The sequence below is a fragment of the Streptomyces sp. NPDC058052 genome (assembly GCF_042885515.1).
Taxonomy (GTDB): Bacteria; Actinomycetota; Actinomycetes; order Streptomycetales; family Streptomycetaceae; genus Streptomyces.
Window position 1 is genome coordinate 1 of the sequence record NZ_JBHVRX010000034.1, and the last position, 15,804, is coordinate 15,804.

The 15,804-nt window shown below is 74.2% G+C and carries 16 protein-coding genes and 1 pseudogene; 6 read left to right on the forward strand and 11 right to left on the reverse strand.

What is annotated here, in order from left to right; all coding sequences use genetic code 11:
• Together ACFVU3_RS32885 and ACFVU3_RS32890 are read right to left on the reverse strand one after the other, a co-directional pair.
• Nucleotides 1-208, reverse strand: a pseudogene (locus ACFVU3_RS32885) (hypothetical protein); the annotation flags it as partial.
• 322 nt (nucleotides 209-530) lie between these two features.
• Complete coding sequence (locus ACFVU3_RS32890; protein WP_390072174.1) at nucleotides 531-1,505, reverse strand: DMT family transporter; 975 nt, start codon at nucleotides 1,503-1,505, stop codon at nucleotides 531-533.
• 149 nt (nucleotides 1,506-1,654) lie between these two features.
• On the opposite strand from ACFVU3_RS32890, the gene ACFVU3_RS32895 reads away from it, so the two are divergent.
• The gene (locus ACFVU3_RS32895; protein ID WP_390072050.1) at nucleotides 1,655-2,557 is read left to right on the forward strand and encodes a LysR family transcriptional regulator; all 903 of its coding nucleotides are present in this window, start codon (nucleotides 1,655-1,657) and stop codon (nucleotides 2,555-2,557) included.
• Here the strand turns inward: ACFVU3_RS32895 and ACFVU3_RS32900 are convergent.
• Together ACFVU3_RS32900 and ACFVU3_RS32905 are read right to left on the reverse strand one after the other, a co-directional pair.
• On the reverse strand, nucleotides 2,541-3,107 hold the full coding sequence (locus ACFVU3_RS32900) for a GNAT family N-acetyltransferase (protein ID WP_390072051.1): 567 nt from the start codon (nucleotides 3,105-3,107) through the stop codon (nucleotides 2,541-2,543). The two genes, ACFVU3_RS32895 and ACFVU3_RS32900, sit on opposite strands and share 17 nt — an antisense overlap.
• A 55-nt stretch (nucleotides 3,108-3,162) precedes the next feature.
• On the reverse strand, nucleotides 3,163-5,976 hold the full coding sequence (locus ACFVU3_RS32905; RefSeq protein ID WP_390072053.1) for an FAD-binding and (Fe-S)-binding domain-containing protein: 2,814 nt from the start codon (nucleotides 5,974-5,976) through the stop codon (nucleotides 3,163-3,165).
• Between the two features lie 51 nt (nucleotides 5,977-6,027).
• Between ACFVU3_RS32905 and serC the strand changes: the two genes are divergently transcribed.
• Nucleotides 6,028-7,146, forward strand: a complete 1,119-nt coding sequence (serC, locus tag ACFVU3_RS32910) for a phosphoserine transaminase (RefSeq protein ID WP_390072055.1) — start codon at nucleotides 6,028-6,030, stop codon at nucleotides 7,144-7,146.
• Between the two features lie 80 nt (nucleotides 7,147-7,226).
• On the opposite strand, the gene ACFVU3_RS32915 is transcribed toward serC, so the two are convergent.
• Both ACFVU3_RS32915 and ACFVU3_RS32920 read right to left on the reverse strand, forming a co-directional pair.
• A complete protein-coding gene (locus ACFVU3_RS32915; protein ID WP_390072056.1) occupies nucleotides 7,227-8,051 on the reverse strand; it encodes an ABC transporter permease in 825 nt (274 codons plus the stop codon).
• The gene (locus ACFVU3_RS32920; protein ID WP_390072058.1) at nucleotides 8,048-9,037 is read right to left on the reverse strand and encodes an ATP-binding cassette domain-containing protein; all 990 of its coding nucleotides are present in this window, start codon (nucleotides 9,035-9,037) and stop codon (nucleotides 8,048-8,050) included. Before ACFVU3_RS32920 ends, ACFVU3_RS32915 begins: the two co-directional genes overlap by 4 nt.
• 94 nt (nucleotides 9,038-9,131) lie before the next feature.
• Between ACFVU3_RS32920 and ACFVU3_RS32925 the strand changes: the two genes are divergently transcribed.
• A complete protein-coding gene (locus tag ACFVU3_RS32925) occupies nucleotides 9,132-9,899 on the forward strand; it encodes a TetR/AcrR family transcriptional regulator (protein WP_390072060.1) in 768 nt (255 codons plus the stop codon).
• On the opposite strand, the gene ACFVU3_RS32930 is transcribed toward ACFVU3_RS32925, so the two are convergent.
• Entirely contained in the window at nucleotides 9,856-10,224 is a 369-nt protein-coding gene (locus ACFVU3_RS32930; RefSeq protein ID WP_390072062.1) for a hypothetical protein, read from the reverse strand. The genes ACFVU3_RS32925 and ACFVU3_RS32930 overlap by 44 nt on opposite strands.
• A 74-nt stretch (nucleotides 10,225-10,298) precedes the next feature.
• A complete protein-coding gene (locus ACFVU3_RS32935) occupies nucleotides 10,299-11,294 on the reverse strand; it encodes a WD40 repeat domain-containing protein (protein ID WP_390072063.1) in 996 nt (331 codons plus the stop codon).
• Nucleotides 11,295-11,363: 69 nt separating this feature from the next.
• On the opposite strand from ACFVU3_RS32935, the gene ACFVU3_RS32940 reads away from it, so the two are divergent.
• Both ACFVU3_RS32940 and ACFVU3_RS32945 read left to right on the forward strand, forming a co-directional pair.
• Entirely contained in the window at nucleotides 11,364-12,203 is an 840-nt protein-coding gene (locus tag ACFVU3_RS32940) for an alpha/beta fold hydrolase (protein WP_390072065.1), read from the forward strand.
• 57 nt (nucleotides 12,204-12,260) lie between these two features.
• Entirely contained in the window at nucleotides 12,261-12,974 is a 714-nt protein-coding gene (locus ACFVU3_RS32945; protein ID WP_390072066.1) for a GDSL-type esterase/lipase family protein, read from the forward strand.
• A 4-nt stretch (nucleotides 12,975-12,978) separates the two neighbouring features.
• Here the strand turns inward: ACFVU3_RS32945 and ACFVU3_RS32950 are convergent, their stop codons facing one another.
• Nucleotides 12,979-13,398 carry a carboxymuconolactone decarboxylase family protein gene (locus ACFVU3_RS32950; protein WP_390072068.1) on the reverse strand — a complete coding sequence of 140 codons (420 nt, stop codon included), beginning with the start codon at nucleotides 13,396-13,398 and terminating at the stop codon, nucleotides 12,979-12,981.
• 28 nt (nucleotides 13,399-13,426) lie between these two features.
• On the opposite strand from ACFVU3_RS32950, the gene ACFVU3_RS32955 reads away from it, so the two are divergent.
• Nucleotides 13,427-13,981 (forward strand): MarR family winged helix-turn-helix transcriptional regulator, encoded by a 555-nt coding sequence (locus tag ACFVU3_RS32955; RefSeq protein WP_390072070.1) that lies wholly within the window; start codon nucleotides 13,427-13,429, stop codon nucleotides 13,979-13,981.
• 75 nt (nucleotides 13,982-14,056) lie between these two features.
• Here the strand turns inward: ACFVU3_RS32955 and ACFVU3_RS32960 are convergent, their stop codons facing one another.
• Nucleotides 14,057-15,046 (reverse strand): aldo/keto reductase, encoded by a 990-nt coding sequence (locus ACFVU3_RS32960; RefSeq protein ID WP_390072071.1) that lies wholly within the window; start codon nucleotides 15,044-15,046, stop codon nucleotides 14,057-14,059.
• 152 nt (nucleotides 15,047-15,198) lie between these two features.
• Nucleotides 15,199-15,792, reverse strand: a complete 594-nt coding sequence (gene thpR / locus ACFVU3_RS32965; protein ID WP_390072072.1) for an RNA 2',3'-cyclic phosphodiesterase — start codon at nucleotides 15,790-15,792, stop codon at nucleotides 15,199-15,201.
• Nucleotides 15,793-15,804 lie beyond the last annotated feature (12 nt).

Here is a 15,804-nt window from a genome sequence, read left to right on the forward strand (position 1 = left end):
TCTTCGCCTCGGGCGCGGCGATCCGCAGCACCCCGTCGGCGAAGGAGACGGTGGTCTCCTCGGCGGCCTTCATGTCGCGGCTCCGGCCGGCGGTGGCCGGGCGGACCTCGACGGTCGCGTCGGCGCGGTCGGCGGCGATGAAGCGGAGGTGACCGGCCGGGACGGTGACGACGGCGGCGATCGGGGCGGTGGTGGCGAAGGTCTGCATGGTGACTGCTCCCGTATGGTCGTGGTCGGTGTTTCCGACATGGGAAAAGCTACGTTGCTTTCCAACTCTCGACAACACATTCGTTGCACTGGATTGCCATCGGTGCAGGTCAGTGCAGTTATTTCATTGCAATGAATTCAAGATTGACGCAACGACATATGCCAGGACATTGCAATGACAGGAGAGTGAACGCTCCGTCGGCGGCTGTGCGGCGCCCTCGCGGCGCCGTCAGGGTGCCCTCGCGGAGCCCGGAACGGCGACGGCCGGCCCCCGGAGGATCCGGGGGCCGGCCGAAGGGACCGACGGGAGGAAGGGACAGGAGCTACGCGGCGGCCGCCGCCGTCTGCGTGCGCACCGCGCCGATGCTCGCCGCGATGACGAGGGCGATCGCGAGACCGTCCGTCAGCGCGAGGGCCTGGTGCAGGACGAGGAGGCCCGCGGCGGCCGCGATGGCCGGCTCCAGGCTCATCAGGACGGCGAAGGTGGGGGCGGGCAGGCGGCGCAGGGCGAGCAGTTCGAGGGTGTACGGAAGCACCGAGGAGAGCAGGGCGATGCCGAGGCCCATCGCGATCGTCGTCGGCACGAGCAGCGCGTCGCCCGCCTCGGCGATGCCGAACGGCAGGCTGAGGACCGCGCCGAACGCCATCGCGAGCGCCAGGCCGTCGGCCTGCGGGAAGCGGCGGCCCGTGCGGGCGCTGAAGACGATGTACGCCGCCCACATGGCGCCCGCGGCCAGCGCGAAGCCCGCGCCGAGCGGGTCGAGGCGGTCGAAGCCGCCGCCGCCGAGCAGGGCGACGCCGCCGAGCGCGAGGCCGGCCCACAGGAGATTGACGAGCCGTCGGGAGGCGACGACGGAGAGGATCAGCGGGCCGAGCACCTCCAGGGTGACGGCGGCACCGAGCGGGATCCGGTCGACCGACTGATAGAAGAGCATGTTCATGCCCGCCATGGCGGTGCCGAAGGCGACGACGGTCCCCCAGTCGGCGCGGCTGTAGCCGCGCACCTTCGGCCGGCAGACCAGCAGCAGGACGAGCGCGGCGAGCACGAGGCGCAGCGTGACGACGCCGAGCGCGCCGGCCCGGGGCATCAGCAGGACGGCGATGGCCGAGCCGAACTGGACGGAGAGCCCGCCGGCGACGACGAGCGCGACGGGCCCGAGCCGGCCGGAGCCGCCGGAGGCGGCGCGGGCGGCGCGGGCCGCGGGGGCGCGCGGGGCCGGAGCCGCGTCCGCGCGTGCCGCCGGAGCCGCCCTCCCGTCCGCCCGCGCCGCCGGGGCCCGTCCCGTCGCCGTCGTCACCTGGCTGTCCACGACCACTCCTCCCCGGTCCTCCGCCGGACCGGCCCGCAAGTTCACTTCATTAGACTCTCAGTCCAGAGTAATGCACTCACCGCACCCTGACGACCGAATTCCGCTTCCACGCTACGGAGTCCGGCGCGGCAGCGGAAATGCCGATCGGCCTGCGGTTATGCTCCAGAGACATGACCGTGAGCATCGAGCTGCGCCACCTCCGCTGCTTCCTCGCCATCGCCGAGGAGGAGAACCTCACCCGGGCCGCCGCCCGCCTCCACCTCACGCAGCCCGCCGTCTCCCGCACCCTCGCCGCCCTCGAACGGCACCTCGGCGCACGGCTCGTGGACCGCTCCACCCACCACCTCGCCCTCACCGCCGACGGCCGCGCCTTCCGCGAACGGGCCGCCGCCGCACTCGCCGCCTTCGACGCGGCCGTCGACCCCGCCCGGCTGCGCCGGCGCCCGCTCCGCCTCGGCCACGCCTGGTCCGCCTTCGGCCCCTACACCACCCCGCTGCTGCGCCGCTGGCAGCGCGAACACCCCGAGACCCCGCTCGAACTCCTCCGCGTCGACGACCGCACCGCCGGCCTCGCCCGCGGCCAGGTCGACGCGGCCCTGCTCCGCGGCACCGTCGAGGCCCCCGGCCTGGTGACCGCCGAACTGACCACGGAGCCCCGGGTCGCGGCGCTCCCCGCCGACAGCCCGCTCGCGGACCGCCCCGGCGACCTCACCCTCCTCGACCTCGCGGACCAGACGGTCGTCCTCAACACCGTCTCCGGCACGACCGCCCTCACCCTGTGGCCGCTGCCCGCCCGCCCCACGAGCACCCTCACCGTCGCCAACACCGACGACTGGCTCACCGCCATCGCCGCCGCGCGGGGCGTCGGCGTCTCCTCCGCCTCGACGGCCGCGCTCCACCCCCACCCGGGCGTCACCTACCGCGCCCTGCCGGACGCCCCGCCCCTCCCCGTCCTCCTCGCCTGGCGCGACGCGTTCCCCCACCCGGCCACCGGCGCCCTGGTGGCGATGGCCCGCGAGATCGTCAGCGGAGCCGGATAGCGGACCCGTCCCACTCCTCGCGCAGAATCCCGTACGTCACCGAGTCCCGCCACGCCCCGCGTACGCACACGTGCCCCCGGATGCGGCCCTCCTCCGTGAAGCCGGCCGCGAGGAGTGTGCGGGCCGAGGCGGTGTTGAGCGGCGAGCGCGCCGCCCACACCCGGTGCAGATCCAGCGTGCCGAAGGCGAGGTCCAGCAGGAGGCCGACGGTCTCCCGGCCGTAGCCGACGCCCCACGACTCGGCCCGCAGCGCGAACCCCACCGTCGCCGCCCGCTGCTGGTGCGGATCGAGCGCGAGCCGCACGAACCCGACGAGCGCGTCCGTGGCCCGCTCGACGACGACGAGCGCGTACTCCTCCCGGGGCACGGCCCGCGCCGAGGCGATCGACCGCCCGACGATCCCCCGCACGTCGTCGACGGACCGGGCCTCGAAGCTCAGGTGCTCGGTCACGGCCTCGGAGCCGTAGATCCCGTGCACGGCCGGCACGTCCCCGGCCACCGGCTCCCGCAGGAAGAGCCGGTCCCCGTGCGGATAGGCAGAACGCTCCATCCGCCGAAGCTACCCGGCGCCCCCGTCCGCCAACCGGCCCGCCGCGCGCCCCCCCCTACGCGCGCCCCTCCAGCCCCTCCGCCAGGACCTCCGCCAGGTGGCGGGCCCCGCGGTCGGTCAGGTGGGCGATCTGGGTGCGGCAGGAGAAGCCGTCGGCGAGGGTCACCGCCGACGGCGGGGCCGCGCGGAGGGACGGCAGGAGCTGGTCCTCCGCGCAGGCGCGCGACACCTCCTGGTGGCCGGGCTCGAAGCCGAAGTTGCCCGCGAGACCGCAGCATCCGCCCGCGAGGCCGCCCGTCAGGCCCGCGCGCTCCCGGAGACGGCGGTCCGCCGCGTCGCCCAGGACCGCGTGCTGGTGGCAGTGGGTCTGGCCGGTGACCCGGCGGTCGAGCCGGGGCGGGGTCCAGCCGGGGGCCAGGGTCTCCAGCGCCTCCGCGAAGGTGAGCACCCGGGCCGCCAGACGCGCCGCCCTCGGATCGTCGGGCAGCAGCTCGGGGAGGTCGGTGCGGAGCGCCCCCGCGCAGGAGGGCTCCAGGACGACCACCGGCCGCGTCCCGGCCCCCGCGCCGTCCCCTTCGTCCCCCGCGTCCATCACGTCCATCACGTCCATCACGTCCAGGGTTCTCCGCATCACCCGCCGCGCCGCCCCCAGCCTTCCCGTCGACACGTACGTGAGCCCGCAGCAGACCCGACCCGGCGGCAGCCCGACGCCCAGTCCCGCGTCCTCCAGGACCCGTACCGCCGCCCGGCCCACCCGCGGCGCCAGGTGGTCGGTGAACGTGTCCGGCCACAGCGTGAGGTCCGGCGGGCGCACCGCGTCCCGGCCGGTGAACCAGGACGTGAAGGTCCGGGGCGCGACCTTCGGCAGGGGCAGCTCCGGCGTCACCCCCGCGAGCCGGGCCGCGAACGGCAGGCGCGTGACCGTGTTCAGCCCGCTGCCGAGGAGGTCGAGCCAGCGCGGCAGGCCGCCCATCGTCCAGTGCGAGCGCGGCCGGCGCAGGAGTCCGCCCGGTCCCGCGTAGTGGCGGGAGAGGAACTCCGCCTTGTACGCGGCCATGTCGACGCCCACGGGGCAGTCGCTGCGGCAGCCCTTGCAGGAGAGGCAGAGGTCCAGCGCCTCGCGGACCTCCTCCGAGCGCCAGCCGTCGGTGACGATCTCGCCGAGGGCCATCTCGTGCAGGAGCCGGGCCCGGCCCCGGGTGGAGTGCCTCTCCTCGCCGGTGGCGCGGAACGACGGGCACATCACGGACGGGCCCGTGCCGGGGCCGGACACTCGGCACTTGGCGACGCCGACGCAGCGGGCCGCCTCCCGGCCGAGGCCGACCAGGGGCAGGCCCTCGAAGCGCAGTCCGGAGTCGAGGGGCTCCGGCCGGACCAGCATCCCCGGGTTGAGGCCGCCGTCCGGGTCCCACACGTCCTTCACCGCGCCGAAGAGGCCGACGAGTTCGTCCCCGTACATGCGGGGCAGCAGCTCCGCCCGTGCCCGGCCGTCGCCGTGCTCGCCGGAGAGGGAGCCGCCGTGGGCGACCACGAGGTCGGCCACGGCCTCCGAGAAGCGCCGGAAGTCCCGTACGCCCTTCCCGGTCCACAGGTCGAAGTCGATGCGGACGTGCACGCATCCGTCGCCGAAGTGGCCGTACGGGGTCCCCCGCAGGCCGTGCTCGGCGAGGAGGGCGCGGAACTCCCGCAGGTACGCGCCGAGCCGGGCCGGCGGCACCGCGCAGTCCTCCCAGCCGGGCCAGGCGTCCCCGCCCCCGGGCATCCGGGTGGCGGTGCCGGCCGCGTCCTCCCGGATCCGCCACAGCGCCCGCTGCCCGGCCGGGTCCCGTACCACCGCCGCGTCGAGCGCGTCCGCCGCCCGGACGAGCCCGGCGGCCGCGCCCTCCCCGTCGGCCTCGCAGAACAGCCACGCACCGCCCCGGGGCAGCCCGGCGGCCGCGCCCCCGCCACCCCCCACCAGGTCCGCCGCCATCCCCTCCACCGTCAGCGGCCCGTACGCCAGGAGTCCGGCCGCCGCGTCGGCCGCCGCCGTCTCGTCGGCGTAGCCGAGGACGACGAGGACGGGCTCGGCGGGCAGCGGGACGAGGCGGACGGTCGCCTCCGTGACCACGCCGAGCGTGCCCTCGCTGCCGACGAAGGAGCGGACGACGTCGGTGCCCCGCTCGGGGAGCAGCGCGTCGAGGGCGTAGCCGGAGATGCGGCGGGGCAGGCCGGCCGGGTAGCCGGTCCGGAGGAGGGCGAGGTGGCGGTCGACGAGGTCCAGGAGTCCGGCGGGGGCGCCCTGTCCGTCCCTCCCCAGCGTCAACCGCTCGCCCCGGTAGGTCACCACGTCGAGGGAGCGCACGTTGTCGGCGGTCGTGCCCCAGGCGACCGAGTGCGCTCCGCAGGCGTTGTTGCCGATCATGCCGCCGAGGGTGCAGCGGCTGTGGGTGGAGGGGTCGGGGCCGAAGGTGAGGCCGTACGGGCGGACGGCGTCCCGCAGCCGGCCGAGGACGAGTCCGGGGCGGACCACGGCGGTGCGGGCCTCCGGGTCGACGGAGACGAGCCCGTCGAGGTGGCGTGTGAGGTCGAGCACGACGCCGGTGCCGGTGGCCTGGCCGCCGATGGACGTGCCGGCGCCGCGCGGGACGACCGGGACGCCGTGCCTCCGGCACACCTCCAGGGCGGCGGCGACGTCGTCGGCGTCGCGGGGCGCGACCGTACCGGCGGGCACACGGCGGTAGTTGGAGGCGTCCATGGTGGTGAGCGCCCGGGCGGTGGCGGTGAAGTCGACGTCCCCGGCGAGCGCGGACCTCAGGTCGGCGGCGAGTCGTCCGTGCGTTCCCTTGTGTGTTCCCACCACGCAAGGATGTCTCGTTCCTCGTCTCATCCGGCGGACATCGGGCGCTTCCGGGCTTGCCGACCCGATACTCTCCGGCTCGTGGCCGATATCCAGATTCCCGCTGACATCAAGCCCGCAGACGGCCGTTTCGGCGCGGGCCCCTCCAAGGTGCGGACGGAGGCGCTGGACGCCCTGGCCGCCACCGGCACCTCTCTCCTGGGCACCTCCCACCGCCAGGCTCCGGTCAAGAACCTGGTCGGCGAGGTGCGTTCCGGCATCTCCGAGCTCTTCTCGCTGCCCGAGGGCTACGAGGTGGTCCTGGGCAACGGCGGATCGACCGCCTTCTGGGACATCGCGACCCACGGTCTGATCGAGAACAAGTCGCAGCACCTCACCTTCGGTGAGTTCTCCTCGAAGTTCGCGAAGGCCGCGAAGCTGGCCCCGTGGCTGGCCGAGCCGACCGTGATCTCCTCCGACCCGGGCACCCACCCGGAGCCGGTGGCCGAGGCGGGCACCGACGTCTACGCCTACACCCACAACGAGACCTCGACCGGTGTCGCCGCCCCGATCCGCCGGGTCGCGGGTGCCGACGAGGGCGCGCTGGTCCTGGTGGACGCGACCTCCGGCGCGGGCGGCCTCCCGGTCGACATCGCCGAGACGGACGTCTACTACTTCGCCCCGCAGAAGTCCTTCGCCGCCGAGGGCGGCCTGTGGCTGGCGGCGTTCTCCCCGGCGGCTCTGGAGCGGGCGCAGCGGATCCACGCGTCCGGCCGGCACATCCCGGAGTTCTTCTCGCTGCCGACGGCGATCGACAACTCGCTGAAGAACCAGACGTACAACACCCCGGCGCTGTCGACCCTCTTCCTGCTGAACGAGCAGCTGAAGTGGATCAACGGCCAGGGCGGTCTGGACTGGGCCGTGGCCCGGACGAAGGAGTCCTCGGACGCCCTGTACACCTGGGCCGAGGAGTCCAAGTACGCGACGCCGTTCGTCACCGACGCGGCGAAGCGCTCGCAGGTCATCGGCACGATCGACTTCGCGGACGAGATCGACGCGGCGGCGGTCGCGAAGGTGCTGCGCGCCAACGGCATCGTGGACACGGAGCCGTACCGCAAGCTGGGCCGCAACCAGCTGCGGATCGCGATGTTCCCGGCGATCGACCCGGCGGACGTGCGGGCCCTGACGGCCTGCATCGACCACGTGATCGAGAAGCTCTGACCTTCACGCGTGACGTGACGCCTGAGCCACGCGTCGGCGAGGGGCCCGCACCGGTGTGACCGGTGCGGGCCCCTCCGCGTTCAGCGGCTGAGGCGCTGGAAGCGGCGCACCGCCAGCGGCAGGAACAGCGCGGTGAGCGCCAGCGGCCAGACGAAGGCCATCAGGACGGCGTGCTGTTCGACCCAGCTGCCTCCGCCGGCGCCGGGGTTGCCGAAGAGTTCGCGGGTGGCGGCGACGGTCGAGGAGATCGGGTTCCAGGCCGCCACGGGCGCCAGCCAGTCCGGCATCAGCGAGGGCGCCACGTACACGCTGGAGATCATCGTGACCGGGAAGATCACCGCGTAGAGCGCGCCCGCCGCCTCCGTGCTGGGCACCACGAGCCCGCACCAGACGCCGACCCAGATGAGGCTGAAGCGCAGGAGGAGGAGCAGCCCGAAGCCGAGCAGGGTGCCGCCGGCGCCGCCGTCGGAGGTCCAGCCGATGGCGAGGGCGGTGGCGGCGAGGATGGCGAGTTCGGCGGAGGCGACGAGGAGGTCGGAGACGCCGCGGCCGGTGGTGACGGCGGAGGGCGCCATCGGCATGGACCGGAAGCGGTCCATGACCCCTCTGCCGGAGTCGGAGACGACGGCCGTGGCGGTGTTCATCAGGCCGAAGGTCATCGTCATGGTGAACATGCCGGGCATCAGGAAGTCCTTGTAGTCCCCGCCGCCGGGGACCCGCATCGCGCTGCCGAAGACGAATCCGTAGAGGAGGACGGAGACGATGGGGAAGCCGAGCTGCCAGAGGATGGCGACGGGTTTGCGCCGGTAGTTGAGCAGGGTGCGGCGGACGAGGGTGGCGCAGTCGGCCACGGCCCAGGCGGCGCGGCCGCGGGTGCCGGGCGGGGTGAGGTCGGCGGTGGTCACGCGGCGTCCGCTCCTTCGGTGCTGGTGTGGTGGCCGGTCAGGGTGAGGAAGACGTCGTCGAGGCTGGGGCGGCGCAGGCCGATGTCCTCGACGGGGATCCGTTCGTCCTGGAGGGCGCGGGCGACCTCGGTGAGGGCGGCGACGCGGTCGGTGACCGGGGCGTGGACGCGGCGCCCGCTCTCGTCCACGCCGGGCTCGCCGTCGGCGGCCCGGGCGACGATCTTGCGGGCGGCGTCGAGGTCCGCCGGTTCGGTGACGACGACCTCGACGCGGTCGCCGCCGACCCGGTTCTTGAGCCCTTCGGGGGTGTCGTCGGCGATGGCGCGGCCTCGGTCCATGACGGTGACGCGGGAGGCGAGCCGGTCGGCCTCCTCCAGGTACTGGGTGGTGAGGAGGACGGTGGTGCCCTCGGCGACGAGGGCCCGTACGGCGTCCCAGACCTCGCCCCGGCTGCGCGGGTCGAGGCCGGTGGTGGGCTCGTCGAGGAAGAGGACCTCGGGGGCGAGGATCATCGAGGCGGCGAGGTCGAGGCGGCGGCGCATGCCGCCGCTGTAGTCGCCGGCGCCCTTGTCGGCGGCGTCGGCGAGGCCGAAGCGGTCGAGGAGTTCGGCGGCGCGGGTGCGGGAGCGCCGGGCGTCCAGGTGGAAGAGCCGGGCGAACATCTCCAGGTTCTGGCGGCCGGTCAGCCCCTCGTCGACGGCGGCGTACTGGCCGGTGAGGCCGATCCGGGCGCGCACGGCGCGGGGGGCGCGGGCGACGTCGAGTCCGGCGACCTCGGCGCGGCCGCCGTCGGCCTTGAGCAGGGTGGCCAGGATGCGCACGGCGGTGGTCTTGCCGGCGCCGTTGGGGCCGAGCAGGCCGTGGACGGTGCCGCGGCGGACGGCGAGGTCGAATCCGTCGAGGGCGTACGACTCCGTGCCCCTGTCGGCGCGCCGGGCCCGGTAGCGCTTGCGCAGGCCCTCGGCGAGGACCGGGTGTTCGTGCATGGCAGCCTCCACAGCCTTCGCCGTACCGCACGGCGAAACTGAGTACACCGTACTCCATTATGGGTACGGTGTACTCAGTTTTAGAGTGAGGGCCATGAAGTCCTCGACGACCAGCAGCCTCGACCTCCTGTGGGGAACGGGCGAGCGGCCCAGCCGGGGCCCCAGGCCGGGCCTCACCCTCGACCGGATCGTCGGGGCCGCGGTCGCGCTCGCGGACGCCGAGGGGCTGGACGCCGTGTCGATGCGGCGGGTCGCGGGCGAGCTGGGCGTCGGCACGATGTCGCTGTACCGGTACGTCCCCGGCAAGACCGAGCTGCTCGACCTGATGCTCGACCGGGTGCAGGGCGAGTCCCTCCCGGACGGCCCGGTGGAGCCGCCGGCGCACTGGCGGGAGGCCGTCGAGGCGCTGGCCCGCGGCCACCTCGCCCTCTACCGGGCGCACCCCTGGCTGCTGAAGGTCAACGAGGCCCGCTCGCTGCTCGGCCCGAACACGCTGCGCGGCTTCGAACTGTGCCTGACCGGGCTGACCGGTCCGCACGGGCTGGGCCTGAGCGACCCTCAGACCCTGGCCGTCATCGTCACCGTGCAGAGCTTCGTGGCCGGCATCGCGCGCATGGAGCTGCAGACCGCCGAGGCGGTCAAGGAGACCGGCGTCAGCGACGACGAGTTCTGGGCGGCCCAGGTGCCGTTCCTCGAACGGGCCATGGAATCCGGCGAGTTCCCCGCCGTGGCGGGCCTCGCCGACGACACCTTCTCGCGGGAGATCGACCAGTTCGCCTTCGGCCTGGAGCGGATCATGGACGGCCTCGAGGTGCTCGTCAGCCGGACGCGGCCGCCTTCACGTGGTCCACGACGGCCGTGAACTCCGCCGTCGGCGAGAACTCGACGACGTCGACGTCCTCCAGCGCCTCGGGGGCGTGGCCCGGCCCCCAGTAGTACGCCTGGCCGGCCTCGTAGATCTCCTCGCCCGAGGCGGTCCGCATCCTGATGCGGCCCCTGAAGACGTATCCCCAGTGCGGGCACTGGCACAGATCGCCCTCCAGGCCCTTGAGGGCGGGCGCCATGTCGGTGCCCTGGGGAAGGTGGATGAAGGCGACGGTCATGCCGCCTCCGGCCTCCCGCATCCGGAAGTCCAGGCCGCCGCCCTCCATCGCGACCGGGGTGCCCTCGCGCGTGAATGCCGTCATGCCGCCTCACCTCTTCGGTCTCCTTCCAGTCTGACCCCGGGGCGGCTCCGGGGCGACGCGGCGCCGGGGCCGGGTCAGCGGCGGAGCAGCCGCTTGACGCCGAGGACGAGGACGGTGGCGCCGGCGAGGACGAGGAAGCCCTTGGTGGCGCTGCCCCCGGAGCCGGCGGCGCCGGGGGCGGGGCTCGGACCGGTGCCGCCGGTGCCGGGGCCGGGGGCGGTCCGGTCCGGGGTCCCGGTGCGGGGGGCGTCCTCGCGGTCCACGCGGACGACACGGCTGCCGGTGCCCTCGGAGCCGAACATGATGCCGGAGCCGTCGAGGGTGTACGTGACCGATTCCGCCTGGCCCTGGAAGGGGGCGCCGGGGGAGGTGCCGTCGCCGTCGACGCGGCCGTCCTTCCAGACGTACTCGCGGGCGCTGAAGTAGCCGCGCAGGAGCAGCCGTTCCCCGTCGGGCGAGAAGGCGCCGTCGGTCACCCAGGGGACGTCGCCGACGCGGCGGAAGGTGTTGGTGCCGGAGGTGGTGAGGCGTTCGGGGCCGGCGTAGAGGCCGCCGCCGTCCTCGTTCTTGCTGGCGATGTAGACGCGGCCGGTCTTCGGGTGGACCATCAGCGCCTCGGCGTTGCGGGGGCCGTCGGCGTACTTCACGACGTACTGCCGCGCCCGGACGGTCTGGTCCTTCAGGATCTTCGGCTCGGGGAGGCGGTAGATCCAGACGTGGTCCCAGGAGCCGTCGAGGTTGTCGCCGATGTCGCCGACGTAGAGGTCGCCGTCCGGGCCGACCGAGATGGCCTCCATGTCGCGGGGGGTGCCGACGCCGGACAGGGTGATCGTCGCGACCGTCCGGCCCGTGCGGGAGTCGACGGCGAAGATCCGGGGCTCGTCCTGGTCGTTGTGCGTCCAGTAGACGCCGGGGTGGGCGCGGCTGGCGGCGAGACCGCTGGACTCGGTGATCCGGGAGTCCTCGATCGTGAAGTCCCGGTCGGGTTCCTGCCCTTCGGCACGGGCATGGCCGGCCGGGAGCAGCGCGAGGGCGGCGGCCGCGCCGAGGGCGCACAGAGCAGATCGCATGGATCAAGCGTGCCACGGCGGCGGCGGAACCCGCTTGACCTGCGCCGAAGCCACTGTCATGGTCGCGCCATGCCTCCCTTCCACGCCCCCGACGGCACCCTGCTCGCCTACCACGTCTCCGGTTCCGGCGACCCGCTGCTCTGTCTGCCCGGAGGCCCCCTCCAGGACTCCGCCTACCTCGGCGGACTGGGCGGGCTCACCGCCCACCGCACGCTGATCCGGCTCGACCTGCGGGGCACGGGCGGATCCGCGGTGCCGGAGGACCCGGCCTCCTACCGCTGCGACCGGCTCGCCGGGGACGTGGAGGCGCTGCGCGCGCACCTCGGGCTCGCCGAGGTCGACCTCCTCGGCCACTCGGCGGGCGCGAACCTGGCGGCGCTGTACGTGACGCGGTACGCGGAGCGGGTGAGGCGGCTGGTGCTGGTGACGCCGGGCGCCGCGGCGGCCGGGATCGACACGGCGCCGGAGGAGCGTCTCGCCGCGGCGCGGCTGCGGGCGGGCGAGCCGTGGTTCGCGGAGGCGTACGCGGCGCTGGAGGAGCTGACGGCCGGCCGGGGCACCGCCGGGACGTTCGGGAAGGTCGCCCCCTTCTTCCACGGCACGTGGGACGCGGCGGCGCGGGAGCGGCACGCGGCCTCGGACCGGGAGCGGAACGGCGAGGGGGCCGCGGTGTACGGGAGCGAGGGCGCGTACGACCCGGCGGTGACGCGCGAGGCGTTCGCGGGGTTCGGGCGTCCGGTGCTGGTCGTCGCCGGGGAGGGCGACGCGAACACGCCGCCGCCGACCGCGGAGGCGTACGCGAAGCTGTTCCCGTCGGCCGAGCTCGCCGTCCTGGCCGGGGGCGGGCACTTCCCGTGGCACGACGACGCGGAGTGGTTCACGGAGACGGTCGCGGACTTCCTGCGCTGAGGAGCCGTGGCCGGGGTCACGTCGCCGGGCCGCGGGCGCTTCCGGAATGATGTGACCATGCGTTTTCTGTTCGTCGGCGACAGCATGACCATCGGACGCGCCGGCGACTGGACCTGGCGGCACCGCATGTGGCGGCACCTGGAGACGGTGCTGCCCGGCGGGTACGAGATCGTCGGGCCCCGGGACGGGCTGTACGTGCCCGAGGGCGACCCGGACGGCCCGGAGACGGGCGCCGGTCCGCAGGCGTACGCCGACCCCGCCTTCCCCGCCGCCGCCCGCCGGCACCTCGCGGGGTGGGGCGAGGGCTGGCTGCACATGGCGCCGGTGATCGGGGAGACCGTCGCCGCCACCCGCGCCGACGTGCTGCTGGTCTCGCTCGGCCTGATCGACCTCGGCTTCTACACGAACAGCGAGCAGACCGAGGCGAACGTCCGGGCGTTCCTGACGGCCGCGCGGGCCGCCAATCCGCGCGTCCGGGCGGTGCTGCTGCCGGTGATCCCCAATATCCGCGCCGGCTACGACGCCGCCTTCGCCGCCGAGTGCGCCCGCTTCAACGAGCTGCTGGCGAAGGCGGTCGCCGACCTCGACGCGCCGGCCTCGCCGCTGCTGCTGGCGACGGTCCCGGAGTCGTACGACCTCCGCGAGGACACCTACGACGGCACGCACCCGTCCCCGAGCGGCGAGCACAAGCTGGCCGCCGCCTTCGCCGACGCGATGCACCAGGCGTGGGGGCTCGGCGGGCCCTACCGGACCCGGGCCTCCCGCCCGTAGGCCCTCAGGCCGCCCGGGTCATCCGGTTGGCGAAGGTGGAGAGGGTGTAGGCGCCGATCCCGAGGACGACCTCCAGCGCGTTCCCGCGGGTGTAGCCGGCGGCCTCGAAGGCGGCCAGCTCCTCGTCCGACACCGCGCCCGACGAGGCGAGCACCTGGAGGGTGAACCTCCAGAGGGCGTCGAGCCGTTCGGGCGCCGGGGCGGGGCCGAGCGCGGCGAGCTTCGCCTCGTGCATGTCGATGCAGAGGTGGCACTGGTTGCGGCGGGCGACCGTGAGGATCACGGTCTCGCGGGAGTGCGGGTCGAGGTCGCCGCCCTCGAAGGCGGCGGAGAGCGCGAGGAAGGACGCGAGGACCTGCGGGGCCTGCTCCTTCAGGAGCGCGGCGGCGTCGGCGACGCGGGTGGTGAGCTCGGCGTGCGGCAAGACGGTTCCCCCTTCTAGAATGGACAACATGGTTGACCATGCCGTCGGAGAAAACGTAAACCAGGTTGTCGATTCGGGCAAGGGGATTCCCCCGCGCCCCGGCCCCTCAGGCCCTCCCGACTCCCCCGGTTTCGAGCTGCCCCTGCTGCTCTTCGGCGGCTTCCGCACGCTCATCGACCGGCTGCACGCCCGCCTCGCCGACGAGGGCCACACCGGCTTCCGGCCCGCCCACGGCTTCGCCATGCAGGCGATCGGCCTCCGGGGCGCCACCGCCAGCGAGATCGGCCGCCGCCTCGGCGTCTCCAAGCAGGCGGCCGGCAAGACCGTCGACCGGCTCCTCGCCCTCGGATACGCGGAACGCGCCGACGATCCCGCCGACGCGCGCCGCAAACTCGTCCACCTCACCCCGCACGGCCACGCCGTCCTCGCCCGCTCCGCCGCCGTCTTCGACGAGCTGCGGGCCGAGTGGGCCGCCGTCCTCGGCGCCGACCACGTCCGCGCCCTGGAGGCGGACCTGCGGAGGGTCGTCCCCCCGGAGACGGCCTTCCGCCTCGACGCCACCAGCTGGCTCGGCGGCGCCTGACCGCGGGAGCCGGGGAGCCCGGGAGCCCGGAGGTCCGGGCGGCCGAGCCTCGGGGCTCCCGGGCTCCCGCGCCGGCTACCAGGCGAACGCCTCCGGAGAGGGCCCCGGGCCCGGGAAGATGGCGTCCAGCTCCGCCAGGAGCTCGTCCGACAGCTCCACCTCCAGCGCGCGCAGAGCACCCGCCAGCTGCTCCGGGGTGCGCGGGCCGACGATCGGGCCGGTCACACCGGGCCGGGTGAGCAGCCAGGCGAGACCCACCTCACCGGGGGCCAGACCGTGCTTGTCCAGCAGGTCCTCGTACGCCTGGAACCGCGCGCGGTTCGCCGGGTCGGCGAGCGTCTCCGCCGCCCGCCCCTCGGTGCGCCGCCTGCCCTCGGTCTCCTTCTTCAGGACGCCGCCGAGCAGACCGCCGTGCAGCGGCGACCAGGGGATCACGCCCAGGCCGTACTCCTGCGCGGCCGGGATGACCTCCATCTCGGCACGGCGCTCGAAGAGGTTGTAGAGGCACTGCTCGCTGACCAGGCCGACCATGCCGCGGCGGGCGGCGGCCTCGTTCGCCTGGGCGATCTTGTAGCCCGGGAAGTTGGACGAGCCGGCGTAGAGGATCTTGCCCTGTCCGATCAGGACGTCGATCGCCTGCCAGACCTCGTCGAAGGGGGTGGACCGGTCGACGTGGTGGAACTGGTAGACGTCGATGTGGTCGGTGCCGAGCCGCTTCAGGCTGGCGTCGACGGCACGGCGGATGTTGAGGGCCGAGATCTTGTCGTGGTTCGGCCACGCCTCGCCGTCGGCGCCCATGTTCCCGTACACCTTGGTGGCGAGGACGGTCCGGTCGCGGCGGCCGTCGCCCTTCGCGAACCAGGAGCCGATGATCTCCTCGGTGCGGCCCTTGTTCACGCCCCAGCCGTAGACGTTCGCCGTGTCGAAGAAGTTCAGGCCGGCGTCGAGCGCCGAGTCCATGATCGCGTGACTGGTGGCCTCGTCGGTCTGCGGGCCGAAGTTCATCGTGCCGAGGACGAGGCGGCTGACCTTGAGTCCGGTGCGTCCGAGCTGCGTGTACTCCATGAGTCACCAGCCAACTCGTTGGAGCGCGCTCGAAGCAAGGGGTGACCGACCGCCTACAGTCCTGCCACGGAGGTCAGCGCGATGATCGCGAACATCAGTACGAGCACACCGGCCATGATCCGGTTACGAGTCTTCGGGTCCACCCCACGAGGTTAACCCGTGGCCTCCGTCCCGCCGCCTCCCCCCTCCAGGGGCCAGGCGCCGACCGTCTCGTACCGGGGCTGCTCGCCCGCCACCCCGCTCACCGGCAGGTTCGAGCGGACCAGCGCCAGCTCGCCGACCTGCCAGCGGGCACCCTCGAAACCGTGCAGGACATCGAGGTACGGGGCGAGGGAGACACCCCCGTCGCGGCCGCGGGCGATCGTCAGGTGGGCCTGGTAGCGGCGGTGCTCCTCCATCGGGATCCCGGCCCTGCGGGCCGCCGCGTCGGCACGCTCGGCGAGCAGCCGCAGCGCGTCCAGGTCCCCGGCGGCCCCCGTCCACAGGGACCGGCGGCCGAAGTGTCCGCCGCCGTGCAGCCGCAGGCCGAACGGCGGGGTGCGGTGGGCGGCCCGGGCCAGCCGGGTGCGGAGCTCCGGCAGCAGGGCGTCGTCGACCTCGCCCATGAACGCGAGGGTGAAGTGCCACCCCGGGCGGGAGGTCCAGCGCAGGGCGTCCGCCCCCGGGAGGGCGTGGAGCCCGTCGACGAGGGCCCCCAGCTCGGACAGGGCCCCGGCGGGCGGCAGGACGGCGGCGAACAACCTCATGGGCGCCAGTCT